The sequence below is a fragment of the Chimaeribacter sp. YP20170169 genome, assembly GCF_056739715.1.
Genome location: NZ_CP176824.1, coordinates 2,158,380 through 2,171,823, shown reverse-complemented (window position 1 = coordinate 2,171,823; position 13,444 = coordinate 2,158,380). Strand labels below are relative to the sequence as shown.

The 13,444-nt window shown below is 60.5% G+C and carries 14 protein-coding genes, 2 tRNA genes and 4 other RNA genes; 7 read left to right on the top strand and 13 right to left on the bottom strand.

Annotation, left to right across the window (positions count from 1 at the left end; genetic code table 11):
• Positions 1-10 precede the first annotated feature (10 nt).
• The 4 genes from sapC to pspF all read right to left on the bottom strand — a co-directional run bounded on the left by sapC (position 11) and on the right by pspF (position 4,598).
• Entirely contained in the window at positions 11-904 is an 894-nt protein-coding gene (gene sapC, locus ACK3SD_RS09680) for a putrescine export ABC transporter permease SapC (RefSeq protein ID WP_481125338.1), read from the bottom strand.
• Positions 891-1,856, bottom strand: coding sequence for a putrescine export ABC transporter permease SapB (gene sapB, locus ACK3SD_RS09675; RefSeq protein ID WP_137763361.1), 966 nt, complete (start codon positions 1,854-1,856; stop codon positions 891-893). The genes sapC and sapB overlap by 14 nt, the downstream gene beginning before the upstream one ends.
• Positions 1,853-3,496, bottom strand: coding sequence for an ABC transporter substrate-binding protein SapA (sapA, locus tag ACK3SD_RS09670; RefSeq protein WP_481125337.1), 1,644 nt, complete (start codon positions 3,494-3,496; stop codon positions 1,853-1,855). Before sapA ends, sapB begins: the two co-directional genes overlap by 4 nt.
• A gap of 88 nt (positions 3,497-3,584) precedes the next feature.
• Entirely contained in the window at positions 3,585-4,598 is a 1,014-nt protein-coding gene (pspF, locus tag ACK3SD_RS09665; RefSeq protein WP_481125336.1) for a phage shock protein operon transcriptional activator, read from the bottom strand.
• A gap of 195 nt (positions 4,599-4,793) precedes the next feature.
• Between pspF and pspA the strand changes: the two genes are divergently transcribed.
• From pspA to ACK3SD_RS09635, 6 genes are all read left to right on the top strand, one after another.
• Positions 4,794-5,459 carry a phage shock protein PspA gene (pspA, locus tag ACK3SD_RS09660; RefSeq protein WP_137763358.1) on the top strand — a complete coding sequence of 222 codons (666 nt, stop codon included), beginning with the start codon at positions 4,794-4,796 and terminating at the stop codon, positions 5,457-5,459.
• Positions 5,460-5,520: 61 nt separating this feature from the next.
• Positions 5,521-5,745, top strand: coding sequence for an envelope stress response membrane protein PspB (gene pspB, locus ACK3SD_RS09655; protein ID WP_137763357.1), 225 nt, complete (start codon positions 5,521-5,523; stop codon positions 5,743-5,745).
• Positions 5,745-6,095: an envelope stress response membrane protein PspC gene (gene pspC, locus ACK3SD_RS09650; protein WP_481127527.1), complete on the top strand. Its 351-nt coding sequence runs from the start codon at positions 5,745-5,747 to the stop codon at positions 6,093-6,095. Before pspB ends, pspC begins: the two co-directional genes overlap by 1 nt.
• 69 nt (positions 6,096-6,164) lie before the next feature.
• Positions 6,165-6,407 carry a phage shock protein PspD gene (locus ACK3SD_RS09645; RefSeq protein WP_240775679.1) on the top strand — a complete coding sequence of 81 codons (243 nt, stop codon included), beginning with the start codon at positions 6,165-6,167 and terminating at the stop codon, positions 6,405-6,407.
• Positions 6,388-7,785: a YcjX family GTP-binding protein gene (locus ACK3SD_RS09640; protein ID WP_481125335.1), complete on the top strand. Its 1,398-nt coding sequence runs from the start codon at positions 6,388-6,390 to the stop codon at positions 7,783-7,785. The genes ACK3SD_RS09645 and ACK3SD_RS09640 overlap by 20 nt, the downstream gene beginning before the upstream one ends.
• Complete coding sequence (locus ACK3SD_RS09635; RefSeq protein WP_481125334.1) at positions 7,782-8,834, top strand: TIGR01620 family protein; 1,053 nt, start codon at positions 7,782-7,784, stop codon at positions 8,832-8,834. The genes ACK3SD_RS09640 and ACK3SD_RS09635 overlap by 4 nt, the downstream gene beginning before the upstream one ends.
• Before the next feature lie 105 nt (positions 8,835-8,939).
• Here the strand turns inward: ACK3SD_RS09635 and ACK3SD_RS09630 are convergent.
• From ACK3SD_RS09630 to ACK3SD_RS09590, 9 genes are all read right to left on the bottom strand, one after another.
• A non-coding RNA gene (locus ACK3SD_RS09630) (RtT sRNA) lies at positions 8,940-9,057 on the bottom strand.
• A 45-nt stretch (positions 9,058-9,102) separates the two neighbouring features.
• Positions 9,103-9,197: non-coding RNA, RtT sRNA (locus ACK3SD_RS09625), on the bottom strand.
• Positions 9,198-9,243: 46 nt separating this feature from the next.
• Positions 9,244-9,370, bottom strand: a non-coding RNA gene (locus tag ACK3SD_RS09620) — RtT sRNA.
• 45 nt (positions 9,371-9,415) lie between these two features.
• Positions 9,416-9,500 (bottom strand) — tRNA-Tyr (locus ACK3SD_RS09615).
• Positions 9,501-9,603: 103 nt separating this feature from the next.
• A non-coding RNA gene (locus ACK3SD_RS09610) (RtT sRNA) lies at positions 9,604-9,729 on the bottom strand.
• A 45-nt stretch (positions 9,730-9,774) separates the two neighbouring features.
• Positions 9,775-9,859: transfer RNA gene (locus tag ACK3SD_RS09605), tRNA-Tyr, on the bottom strand.
• Between the two features lie 154 nt (positions 9,860-10,013).
• Entirely contained in the window at positions 10,014-10,862 is an 849-nt protein-coding gene (gene purU, locus ACK3SD_RS09600) for a formyltetrahydrofolate deformylase (RefSeq protein WP_137763353.1), read from the bottom strand.
• A gap of 64 nt (positions 10,863-10,926) precedes the next feature.
• Positions 10,927-11,391: a YchJ family protein gene (locus ACK3SD_RS09595; protein WP_481125333.1), complete on the bottom strand. Its 465-nt coding sequence runs from the start codon at positions 11,389-11,391 to the stop codon at positions 10,927-10,929.
• Positions 11,392-11,497: 106 nt separating this feature from the next.
• A complete protein-coding gene (locus ACK3SD_RS09590; RefSeq protein ID WP_481125332.1) occupies positions 11,498-11,890 on the bottom strand; it encodes a YchJ family metal-binding protein in 393 nt (130 codons plus the stop codon).
• 350 nt (positions 11,891-12,240) lie between these two features.
• On the opposite strand from ACK3SD_RS09590, the gene rssB reads away from it, so the two are divergent.
• A complete protein-coding gene (gene rssB / locus ACK3SD_RS09585; RefSeq protein ID WP_481125331.1) occupies positions 12,241-13,254 on the top strand; it encodes a two-component system response regulator RssB in 1,014 nt (337 codons plus the stop codon).
• The last annotated feature ends 190 nt before the right edge of the window (positions 13,255-13,444 follow it).

The following is a 13,444-nucleotide window of genomic DNA, read 5'->3' as shown; positions in this document are numbered from 1 at the left end:
TGTCTACCTGTCATGATTCGATCCCCGCATTGATTGCCCGGCGCATACCGTCGCCCATCAAGTTGATGAACAGGACGCTGACCATAATGGCCGCGCCCGGTAGCATCACTGTCCAGGGGGCAACGTAGACCAGTTCCAGCGAGTCTCCCAACATCGCCCCCCACTCCGGGGAGGGAAGCTGGGCGCCGAGATCGAGAAAACCGAGGGCGGCGATGTCCAGGATCGCCATCGAGAGGGCGCGGGTGAACTCACTCACCAGCACCGCAGCAATATTAGGAAGTATGGCATACCAGAGCAGATAACGAATAGAAGCGCCATCCAGCCGCGCCGCCACCACATACTCTTTTTCCAGCTCGTCGTGTACCGCGCTGTAGACAGTGCGCACCATGCGCGGCACCAGCGCCAGCCACACCGCCAGCATCGCGTGCTCCAGTTTCGGCCCAATGAAGGCCACCACGACAATTGCCAGTAGCAGGGTCGGGATGGAGAGCAGCGTATCCAGCACGTGGTTCATCACCGCCGACCGCAGCCCGTGGGTAATGCCGGCCAGCACCCCGAGCAGGATGCCAAACAGCGCCGCGCCAAAGGTGACCACCATGGCCGAGCCGAGCGTCGGCGCCGCGCCGGAGAGCAGGCGGCTCAGGATGTCGCGCCCCAGATCATCGGTGCCGAGGAAGAAGGAGACGTTGCCGTAGCGCGACCAGGAGGGCGGCAGCAGCTGGTAGCCGAGGAACTGCTGGTCGAGCGTGTAGGGCGCGAAGTAGTGGCCGAACAGGCAGAGCACCAGCAGCAGCAGCACGCCGTAGAAGCCGATCATCGCCAGGCTGTCGCGGTAGAAGTGCAGCCAGAGCGCCCGCATCGGGCCAATGGTGCGCTTTTCGCGGTAGACGTTATCGAAGGGCATACCACTCCTTATGTTTCAATGGGTTGGTCAGCGCGCCAAGGATGTCGGAGAGCACGTTCACCACAATCACCAGCCCGCCGACCAGCATCACGCCAGCCGAGATGGCGGCATAGTCCTGCTGGCGGATGGCGTTGACCAGCCAGCGCCCCAGCCCCGGCCAGCTGAACACCACCTCGGTGATCATCGCCAGCGTCAGCATGGTGGAGAACTGCAGCCCCAGCTTGGGGATGATCGGCGGCAGCGCGTTGTGCAGCACATGGCGGCGGATCACGGTAAAGCGCGACAAACCACGGGTGGCGGCGGCCTTAATGTAGTTCTTGCTGAACACCTCATCGGTGCTGATGCGCATCAGCCGCACCACCTCGGTGGTGGGGGCAACCGCCAGCGCTGCCACCGGCAGCACCAGGTGGCGCAGGGCGCTCACCAGCATGTCATGGCGGTAGGGCGAGTCAGAGAGCCAGGCATCCACCAGCGTAATGCCGGTGACTGGCTTCAGCTGGTAGAGCAGATCCAGCCGGCCAGAGACCGGCAGCCAGCCGAGGTGCAGCGAGAAGAAGAGCATCAGCAGCAGCGCCAGCCAGAACACTGGCATGGAGAAGCCAATCAGCGCCAGCGTGCTGATCAGGGTGTCGGGCCACTTGTGGCGCGTCACCCCGGCGGTGATGCCGAGCGGGATGCCGATCAGCAGCGCCAGCCCGAAGGCCAGCAGGCACAGCTCCAGGGTCGCCGGGAACACCTCATGCAGCTGCTCGCGGATCGGCTGGCCATTGATGCTGGAGACGCCAAACTCCCACTGCAATAGGCTGTGGAAGTAGAAGGCGTAGGCATCGGTCAGCGCCGCGCCGCTCAACGGGGCGTGGGGCGTAAAGTAGCTGAGGCTGAAGCCCACCAGCGACAGCAGGAACAGCGTGATCACCAGCAGCAACAGGCGACGCAGGGTAAAGATAATCATGGTTGCGATCCCTCCGTGGCCTCGCGGTACACCCCGGCGAACGAGGCGTTGCCAAACGGGCTAAGCACCAGCCCCTTGATGTCATAACGGTAGGCCTGCAAGCGCAGCGAAGAGGCGAGCGGTAGCACCGGCAGCTGCTCCGCCAGAATGCGCTGCGCCTGCTGGTACTCATCAATGCGCTGGGCCAGCTGTTGGGAGCGCAGGGCGCGTTGCAGCACGGCATCAAACTCGCTGTTGCACCAGTGCGCGTAGTTGGTCTGCGAAGCGATAGCCGCACAGCTCAGCAGCGGCCGGAAGAAGCTGTCCGGGTCGTTGCTGTCCGTGGCCCAGCCCGCCAGCGTCAGATCGTGGTTCATCTCCATCAACCGCGCCTCCTGATAGCGCCCCTCCACCGGGCGGATCACCACCTGGATGCCCACCTGAGCCAGATCAGCCTGGATCAGCTCCGCGGTCTTCAGCGGACTGGGGTTATAGGATTGTGAGGCGGTCGGCACCCAGAGGTGCAGTTGCAAATTGGTGATGCCCTGATTTTGCAGCAGCTGGCGCGCGCGTGCCGGGTCATAGGCTGTCACGCGCGAGGCGTTGTCATAGGCCCAGGAGGCGCGTGGCAGGATCGAGGCGGCGGTTTCGGCAGTGCCGTAGTAGATGGACTGCATGAGGCGCTGGTTATTGATTGCCAGCGCAATCGCTTCCCGCACTTTCGGGTTGTCGAGGGGCGGCTTGCCAGTGTTGAACGCCAGATAAGCGACGTTCATGCCGGGGCGCAGCGTCATCCGCAGGCGCGGGTCGTCACGCAGGATGGTGAGCTGGCTGGCGGCCGGATAGGCCAACACGTCGCACTCGCCGGTCAGCAATTTGGACAGGCGGCCCGTGCCACCGGCACCAAGATCAATGATCACCTGCGGCATCCGCGGCACGCCCTTCCAGTAGGCGCCGTTGCGCGCCAGACGGATATACTGCCCGGCGCGGTACTCATTAAGCATAAACGGCCCGGTGCCCACCGGCTCGCGATCTAGCTCCTCCTGACGGCCAATCCGGGTCAGGTTATCGGCATACTCGGCCGACAGCACCGGCGCGTAGTGGGTCGCCAGATGCCAGAGGAAAGAGGCGTCCGGCTGATTGAGCTGGAACTCCACCGTATTGTCATCCAGCTTGCGGATGCGCTTCACGCTCTCCGCGAAGCGCAGGCTATCAAAGTAGGGGTAGCTGCCGCCGTTGATCTCATGGTAGGGGTGGCGCGCGTCAATAACCCGCCGGAAGCTGAACACCACATCATCGGCATTCAGCTTGCGGGTTGGCGTGAACCAGCCGGTAGTCTGGAACGGCACATCGCGGCGCAGGTGGAAACGGTAGGTCGCGCCGTTGTCGAGCACTTCCCAGCGTTGCGCCAGCTCCGGGATCAGCCGGTAGGTGTAGGGGTCAACATCCAGCAGGCGATCGTAGATCTGCGCCGCCAGGGTGTCGATCGTCAGCCCGCTGCTGGCCATCTGCGGGTTGAAGGTGTTAAGGACGCCGCTGACACAGTAGACGAACCCGCTCTGGCGGATGTCCGGGGGTGTGGCGGGCACCGGCCGGGGCGCGGCACAGACGCTGCTGGCCAGGCCGGCCAGCGCCAGCAGCCAATAGGTTAAAACTCGCATAAGCGCTTCATTGTTAAGTAAGCAATAAGATGATTGTACCGTACTCTGGCGATCACCCCAATCTGTTGCGCCGGTAGAGGGCCTTGGGTCAGGGATTTTTTGTCGTTTCCGGCCCCTCGCCCGGCAAAAGGGCATGTTTTTTCAGCATCCCGCGCAGCTGGTGGTAGGTGAGGCCGAGCAGGGTGGCGGCACGGCGCTGGTTATAGTGCGCCTGAGTCAGCGCCTGCCGCAGCAGGTCATGCTCTTGCTGGTGCTGCCAGCCGCGCAGATCCAGCGGCAGCGGCGGTAGTGCGCCAGTCTGGGCGGTGGACGGCTCCGGCGCGGCCCCCTGCGGCTGGAAGGGGTTGAGGATGATCTCATCCAGCGCGTGGTCGCTGGTGCCGTGGCGATACATCGAGCGCTCCACCACGTTTTTCAGTTCACGCACATTGCCCGGCCAGCCATAGCCCAGCAGGGTGGCGCGGGCGCGCTCGCTAAAGCCGGGAAACAGCGGCAGGTGCAGCTCACGGCACATGGAGATGGCGAAGTGCTCCGCCAGTAGCATGATGTCCTGCTGGCGGCGGCGCAGCGGCGGTAGCGGCACCACGTCAAACGCCAGCCGATCCAGCAGGTCGGCGCGGAACTTGCCGGCCGCCGCCAGCGCTGGCAGGTCGGCGTGGGTGGCACACACCAGCCGCACATCGACCCGCAGCGGCTGGCTGCCGCCAACGCGCTCAAGCTGGCCATACTCAATCACCCGCAACAGCTTCTCCTGCACCAGCATTGGCGCGGTTGCCAGCTCATCCAAAAACAGCGTGCCGCCGTCAGCGCGCTCAAACCGTCCCAGATGGCGGCGCTGCGCGCCAGTGAACGCCCCCGCCTCATGGCCAAACAGTTCGGAGTCCAGCAGGTTCTCGTTCAGCGCCGCGCAGTTGAGCGAGATAAACGGCCCTTGCCAACGGTCAGAGAGGTAGTGCAGCCGGTGGGCAATCAACTCCTTTCCGGTGCCGCGCTCGCCAATCACCAGCACGGGCTTATTTAGCTTGGCCAGACGCGAAACCTGCTCCAGCACCTCAATAAACTCATTGGCCTCGCCCAGCAGGTTATCTAAAGATTCGCTCATGGTGAAATTCGCCATTAGTTAGTGAAAATGACATAGCCCTGTTTTAGCTTAGCAGCCCGCTGGATAAAAAGTGCATCTATTTCAGCAGGATAATTTTTCCAAAAAGTTGGCATGCCGCTTGAATTACTCTTGGTGCCGGATGGCAATCCTATGTTTAAGGCGCATCATGCGCCAACGTCAAAGAGGAAGCATTTTATGGGTATCTTTTCGCGTTTCGCCGACATCGTAAATGCCAATATCAACGCCCTGTTGGACAAGGCGGAAGATCCACAGAAGCTGGTGCGCCTGATGATTCAGGAGATGGAAGATACGTTGGTTGAGGTGCGCTCCACCTCCGCCCGCGCGCTGGCCGAGAAAAAACAGCTGCTGCGTCGCATTGAGCAGGGCGAGGCCCAGCAGGCGGAGTGGCAGGAGAAGGCTGAACTGGCCCTGCGCCGCGACAAAGAGGATCTGGCCCGCGCCGCGCTGATCGAGAAGCAGAAGCTGTCCGATTTGGTCACCACCCTGAAAGAAGAGGTGACCGTCGTGGAAGAGACGCTGGATCGCATGAAGGGCGAGATTGGCGAGCTGGAGAAAAAGCTGACCGAAACGCGCGCACGCCAGCAGGCGCTGACCCTGCGCCATCAGGCGGCGGCCTCTTCGCGTGATGTACGCCGCCAGCTCGACAGCGGCAAGCTGGATGAGGCGATGGTGCGCTTTGAACAGTTTGAGCGCCGCATCGACCAGATGGAAGCCGAGGCGGAGAGCCACAGCATTGGCAAGAAAAAGTCACTGAGCCAGGAGTTCGCCGAACTGAAGGCCGACGATGAGATCAGCGCCCAGCTGGCGGCCCTGAAGGCCAAAATGCAACGCCCGGAGTAACCGGCAGCGACCGGCCTGCACCGGCGGGCCGGCGGCCTGACAGCAAGACTAAGGAGAAGTAATGAGCGCCCTATTTTTAGCCATTCCGCTGACCATCTTTGTTCTGTTCGTCGCCCCGATCTGGCTCTGGCTGCACTACAGCCGCCAGCAGCGCGGCGGGCAGCTCAGCCAGCAGGATCTGCACCACCTGACCCAGCTGACGCAGGATGCGCGCCGGATGCAGGAGCGGATCCGCGCGCTGGAGGAGATTTTGGATGCTGAACACCCGCAATGGAGAGACTCATGATGACCAACGAAAAGAAACTGTACCGCGTGCCGGAAGAGGGGATGCTGAAAGGGGTGCTGGCGGGTTTGGCCCACTACTTCAACGTGCCGGTGAAGTTGCTGCGCGTCATGGTGGTGCTCTCCCTGTTTTTCGGGCTGTTCTTCTTTACCGTGCTGGCCTATGTGATCCTCTGCTTTGTGCTCGACCCGGTGCCGGCTAACCGCTATCAGGACGAGTCGGAAGCCACCCCGCATGAGCTGCTGGATGAGGCAGACGCAGTGCTCAGTCAGAGTGAGCAACGGCTGCGAGAGATGGAGCGCTATGTCACCTCCGAAACCTTTGGCGTCCGCAGCCGTTTCCGCCAGCTGTAATCCCACCCTGATCCCGGCGGCGTGTGCCGGCGCACACGCCGTAGTCTGATTTTCCAAGGAGTTGCCATCGTGACACGCTATGCTTCTGCTGCACCGGCGAAAAGCCATATACTGAAAAAAGTACTGCGCTTTCTGTTTATGATGGCGATCAGTTATGGCCCGGCGGGTGTGGCGACGCGCATTCTGGGCGTGGTGGGCAGCCGCCCGTTGCGTTTTGTTCTGGCGCTGGTGCTGGAACCGTTGTTGAAGCGTGGACTGACCGCGCTGCTGGGCCGTTTCACCAAGGAGCCGAATGAAACGATTACAAAATGAGTTAACGTCTTTGGTCAACCGCGGCATGGATCGGCATCTGCGGCTGGCCGTCACTGGCTTGAGCCGCAGCGGCAAGACCGCCTTTATTACCGCCTTCGTCAACCAACTGCTCCACCTGCACAGCGGCGCCCGCCTGCCGCTGTTCGCCGCCGCCCGGGAGGATCGCCTGCTGGGCGTCAAACGCGTGCCCCAGCGCGATCTCGGCATTCCCCGTTTCCGTTATGATGAAGGGCTGGCCTCGCTCTATGGCGCGCCGCCCACCTGGCCAGCGCCAACCCGCGGCGTCAGCGAGATGCGGCTGGCGCTGCGCTTCCGCTCGCAGGAGTCGCTGCTGCGCCACTTCAAAGAGACCGCCACCCTCTATCTGGAGATTGTCGACTATCCCGGCGAGTGGCTGCTCGACCTGCCGATGCTGGATCACTCCTATCTGGAGTGGTCGCGGCAGATGGGCGGCCTGTTGCAGGGGCAACGCGCCGAGTGGGCCAAACCCTGGCTGGAGCTGTGCCGTCGTTGCGATCCGCTGGCCCCGGCCGACGAGAACCTGCTGGCGGCCATCGCTCAGGCCTACAGCGATTACCTGATCCGTTGCAAGGAGGAGGGGCTGCACTTCATCCAGCCGGGGCGCTTTGTGTTGCCGGGTGAACTGGCCGGCGCGCCAGCGTTGCAGTTTTTCCCTTGGCCAGAGATCAATGCGCTGGGCGAGGCACGGCTGGCGCAGGCTGGCAAGCAGACCAACATCGGCATGTTGCGTGAGCGTTTCCACTACTACTGCCAGCACGTCGTCAAAGGCTTCTATAAGGAGCACTTTGTCCGCTTCGATCGGCAGATTGTGCTGGTGGACTGCCTGCAACCCCTCAACAGTGGGCCGCAGGCGTTCAATGACATGCGGCTGGCGCTGACCCAGCTGATGCAGAGTTTCCACTATGGCAAACGCACGCTCTACCGCCGGCTGTTCGCCCCCTGCATCGACAAGCTGATGTTCGCTGCCACCAAGGCCGATCACATCACAGGCGACCAACATGCCAATCTGGTGTCGCTATTGCAGCAACTGGTGCAGGAGGCATGGCAGAATGCCGCTTTCGAGGGGATTAGCATGGACTGCGTTGGGCTGGCCTCGGTGCAGGCGACGCAGGCGGGCATGATTGACTATCAGGGCCAGCCTGTACCGGCGCTGAAGGGCCACCGGCTGGCCGATGGCGCGCCGCTCACCCTGTTCCCCGGCGAGGTGCCAGCCCGGCTGCCTGACCCGGATTTCTGGCAGCGGCAGGGGTTCCACTTTGAGCAGTTCCGGCCGCAGGCGATAGGCGTCGATACGCCGCTGCCGCACATCCGGCTGGATGCGGTGATGGAGTTTTTATTGGGAGATAGATTGCGATGAACGAGCCGCTGAAACCACGCATCAACTTTGAGGCGCCGCTGGCGCACCCGGAGCCGCCGCCGCTGCGTGCGGCACAGGCCTTCAGCGGTGAGGAGGCGGAGCACTTCCTGCCAGCCCACGCTGAGGAGCCGGTGGCGGAGGGCGAAGCCGAAGCGGCGGTGGCGCAGGCGCTGAAGCCACGCCGCAGCCTGTGGCGGCGCATGGTGACGCTGGGGCTGGGGATCTTTGGCGTCAGCGTGGTGGCTCAGGGGGTGCAGTGGGCGCATCAGGCGTGGGTGCAGCAGGAGTGGATTGCGCTGGGCGGCTGCGTGGCCGGTGGGCTAGTGGTGGTGGCCGGGGCAGGGTCGCTGATCACCGAGTGGCGACGCCTCTACCGCCTGCGGCAACGTGCGGAGATGCGCGACACCGCCCGTGACCTGTTGCACAGCCACGCGTTGGGGCAGGGGCGGGCGTTCTGCGAAAATCTGGCACAGCAGGCCGGTATTGACCGCGGCCACCCGGCGCTCCAGCGCTGGCAAGCCTCGTTGCATGAGACGCAGAGCGACCGCGAGGTGGTGGCGCTTTACGCGCAGCTGGTGCAGCCAGTGCTCGATCAGCAGGCACGCCGCGAGATCAGCCACTCCGCCGCTGAGTCGGCGTTGATGATCGCCGTCAGCCCGCTGGCGCTGGTGGACATGGCCTTTATCGCCTGGCGCAACCTGCGGCTGGTCAACCGCATCGCGCAACTGTATGGCATTGAGCTGGGCTACTTCAGCCGACTGCGGCTGTTCCGGCTGGTGCTGCTAAACATCGCCTTTGCTGGCGCATCGGAGCTGGTGCGCGAGGTGGGGGTGGATTGGTTGTCGCAGGATCTGGCCGCCCGGCTCTCCGCCCGTGCGGCGCAGGGCATCGGTGCCGGGCTGCTGACTGCCCGGCTCGGCATCAAGGCGATGGAACTGTGCCGCCCGCTGCCGTGGCTGGAGGATGATAAACCCCGCCTCGGCGACTTCCGCCGCGACCTGATTGGCCAGGTCAAAGGTGCGCTGACCAAAGGCACCACCCGCAACTGAGTTTCTCCCTGTCCAACGGGCAGGGGGTTTACAGGCGAAGGTAACCGTCTGTCAGGAAGTTCTATAAAGCGAAAAAGTAAAGACGTTTGGTACAACATGAAAGGAGGGTGGTGGGGGAAGGATAACTCGCCGCTATGCGGCTCGCCCTGCGGGCCGTTGCTGCGCAATGTTGCTCGCTCGAACCTTGGTCGAAGGTTCTCGTCCTTCCCCATTGGGAAGTTCTATGACGCTGGGAGGTAAACAAGGCGTTTGGTACAACATGAAAGGAGGGTGGTGGGGGAAGGATAACTCGCCGCTACGCGGCTCGCGCTGCTCGCTCGAACCTTAGTCGAAGGTTCTCGTCCTTCCCCGTTGGGAAGACACAGGAAGCATCAGTGTTTAAACAAGAGTAAGGCGATTTCAGAAAGGATAGTGGTGGGGGAAGGATAACTCGCCGCTACGCGGCTCGCCCTGCGGGCCGTTGCTGCGCAACGTTGCTCGCGCTGCTCGCTCGAACCTTAGTCGAAGGTTCTCGTCCTTCCCCATTGGGAAGTTCTATGACGCTGGGAGATAAACAAGGTGTTTGGTACAACATGAAAGGATGGTGGTGGGGGAAGGATTCGAACCTTCGAAGTCTGTGACGGCAGATTTACAGTCTGCTCCCTTTGGCCGCTCGGGAACCCCACCACGAAATTCGTGGATTTGCGAATTGTATGAAGGATTTCTCCCTCCTCAAAACTGCCTGGCTATTGGCGGCTCTGAGTGTTGATATCATCGCTGATATCGAAAGTGGTGGTGGGGGAAGGATTATTCGTCACTTCGTTCCTCACCCTTCGGGCCGTTGCTGCGCAACGTTGCTCGCTTTCGCTCGCTCGAACCTTGCGAAGGTTCTCACCCTTCCCCGGCACGGCGTTAAATGTCACGCTGCATCAGGTGTTGATATCATCGCTGATATCGAAAGTGGTGGTGGGGGAAGGATTCGAACCTTCGAAGTCTGTGACGGCAGATTTACAGTCTGCTCCCTTTGGCCGCTCGGGAACCCCACCACTGGCCTTGCTTACTGCTCTGTCGCGGTAAGCGGGGCGCATCATATCAAATGAACCGCCCCTGTAAAGCCTTAAAATGAAGAAAATGAATCGTTTGTCGGTTTTTTGCCCCAGGCGCTGCATTCTTCAGCTTTTTCAACGCCCAGTACGGCCATTAGAGGATGACCGTGCGGTTGCCGTAGACAAAGACGCGCTGCGCCAGCACCTTAAACAGGGCACGACTCAGAACGTTTTTCTCGACGTCACGGCCAGCGCGCATCATGTCATCTGCCGTGTAGGTGTGATCGACGTGAATCACATCCTGCATGATGATCGGGCCTTCATCCAAATTATCATTCACATAGTGCGCCGTGGCACCAATGATCTTCACGCCACGCTCATAAGCCTGATGGTACGGGCGTGCGCCGATAAAGGCCGGCAGGAAGGAGTGGTGGATGTTGATCACCTGATTCGGGTAGTGGCGCACGAACTCCGGCGTCAGGACGCGCATGTACTTCGCCAACACCACGTAGTCCGGCTGGTACTGGTCAATCTGCGCAACCAGCTGAGTATCATGCTGCTCGCGTGTCAGTCCCTCATGGCTCACCAGATGGAAAGGAATGTCAAAACGCTCTACCAGAGTTTGCAGCGTGTCATGGTTACCGATAACCGCGGCAATCTCCACATCCAGCCCGCCGTAGGCGCTCTTCATCAACAGATCGCCCAGACAGTGCGCTTCTTTGGTCACCAGCACCACAATACGGCGGCGGCCAGCGCTGTGCAGCTCACGGACGGAACCGGCCGGCAGGGCGCTGTCCAGATCGGCCAGCAGGGTGTGATCGTTGAAAATTCCCTCCAGCTCGGTACGCATAAAGAAACGGCCGGTGCGGTGATCAACATACTCATTGTTCTGCACAATATTCAGCTCATGCTTGTAACAGATGTTGGTGATCTTGGCGATCAGGCCCTTGGCGTCCGGGCAGATGGTGCGCAAAATTTTGCGTTGTACGTGCTGATGTGACATCGGGGGTTAATCCTGTTGCGTTTGCGATGTTGTGGGCGCTGCTGAACGATCGGAATGTTCTGGATTATCGTCCGCAACACTTTTTATATTTTTTGCCCGACCCGCAAGGGCAGGCGTCATTACGGCCGCTCTGCAGGTGGACTCCGTCTCTATAGTACCAGCGTTCATTTACGCGAAGAAAGCGTGAACGCTCATGCAGCAGCTGTACCGGGGCCTCCGGGCCGTCGCTGAAACGGGCGGCAAACTCCACATACCCCTCGTCAGGCTGCGCGCCGGGCGCCTCCTCCAGGATATGCAGCCCCAGCCAGCACGTCTCTGCCGCGCTCTGCACCAGACTGTCGCGCCACTGCTGCGCCTGGCACGCCGGGTGCCAACTGGCCAGCAGATACTCCACATCGCCCAGCACATAGGCAGTATAGCGTGAGCGCATCAGGGCCACCGGGGTCGGGGCTGGCTTGGCACCCGTATGGTAGGGCTGGCAGCACAGGGCGTAAGCTGAACCGCTTCCGCAAGGGCAAGTCTCGGACACAATGACTCCTGATTTAACAACTGGTTGGTGCATTAGCGCACTTGAATCTGGCAGGGAGACTATGTTACCTAACAATCTTGCCGGCTGACAATGTGGGAGAGGGGGGCTATGCGCTTTTGTCTGCTGGCAGATGTATGCAAGCGTTTACCTTGGCAGGAACATTGGGTACGATCGCGAGCGATATATTGTGGTCAAGAGTGCGCCGGTTAACCTTTGCGCCATACCCCTCGTCAGGCTGCGCGCCGGGCGCCTCCTCCAGGATATGCAGCCCCAGCCAGCACGTCTCTGCCGCGCTCTGCACCAGACTGTCGCGCCACTGCTGCGCCTGGCACGCCGGGTGCCAACTGGCCAGCAGATACTCCACATCGCCCAGCACATAGGCAGTATAGCGTGAGCGCATCAGGGCCACCGGGGTCGGGGCTGGCTTGGCACCCGTATGGTAGGGCTGGCAGCACAGGGCGTAAGCTGAACCGCTTCCGCAAGGGCAAGTCTCGGACACAATGACTCCTGATTTAACAACTGGTTGGTGCATTAGCGCACTTGAATCTGGCAGGGAGACTATGTTACCTAACAATCTTGCCGGCTGACAATGTGGGAGAGGGGGCTATGCGCTTTTGTCTGCTGGCAGATGTATGCAAGCGTTTACCTTGGCAGGAACATTGGGTACGATCGCGAGCGATATATTGTGGTCAAGAGTGCGCCGGTTAACCTTTGCGCCACCCGTTTACCGGGGCTAACGCGCCCGGATGTCGGGGGCAGGTTCACCAGTTTGGTGCACCGGTTTTACATCCGACAGGAAAAAAAACGTTTTTTAGGCCACTATTAGAGAGGAGTCAGTGAGGGGGCCAGATGGATAAACCGTTAACAAGCAAACATATCTTGATAGTGGAAGACCAAGCCGTTTTTCGCTCAATGCTTGTCGGCTACCTAAAAACACTGGGGGCCACCACCAGTGAGGCGGAGAATGGACTGGAAGCATTATCTGCGGTAGAGGAGATCGTCCCTGACCTGATCCTGTGCGATTTGGCCATGCCTGAGATGGATGGCATCGAGTTTGTTGAGAACCTGCGCCTGCAAGGCAACAAGATCCCGGTACTGGTGATCTCCGCGACGGACAACATGAGCGATGTCGCCAGAGTGTTGCGTCTGGGGGTGGAAGATGTGTTGCTGAAACCGCTTACCGACCTCAACCGGCTGCGCGAGGCGTTGCTGGCGTCGCTCTATCCCAACATGTTTACCTCGCAGGCAATGGAGGGGAACGACCTGATTCAGGATTGGTCGGCCCTGTGCCAGGATCCAACCCAAGCTGCCAAGCTGCTCAAGCAGTTGCAACCGCCGGTGCAACAGGTGTTGGCGCGTTGCCGCATCAACTATCGCCAGCTGACTATGGCGGAGCACCCAGGACTGGTGCTGGATATTGCCGCGCTCTCGCCCAACGATCTGGCATTCTATTGTCTGGATGTCACCCGAGCGGGGGAGAATGGGGTATTGGCGGCATTATTGCTGCGTGCCATATTCAACGGGCTGCTGCGTGACCATTTAACCAATCAACGCCAGCGCTTGCCGCAAATGTCCACTATTTTAAAACAGGTGAATCAGCTATTAAAACAGGCACACCTGGAGGGGCAATTCCCACTGCTGCTGGGTTATTATCATGCGGAACATAAAAATTTAATATTAGTCTCCGCAGGTCTACATGCCACGGTCAATACGGGTGAAAATCAGATTCAGCTCAGTAATGGCGTACCACTCGGTACACTGGGCGCGACCTACTCGAACCAAATTTCCCAGCGTTGTACCGCTTGGCAGTGCCAGGTATGGGGCGCGGGTGGGCGTCTGCGCCTGATGCTGACTTCAGATTAATCTGGGGTCAGCGGTTTTTCATCCGGTTTTATTCATTAATTAACCCTATTCAATATAATGCGGATCCTCCTTATTAGGTAATTTTCTTAATTTTTCTCAAACCTCACGATGAAATAAGCGCGCCCGAATGAAGGTGGTATACTCAAATCCGCTAATTTAGGGTGAACCCGCTAATGTTCATTAAATGAAC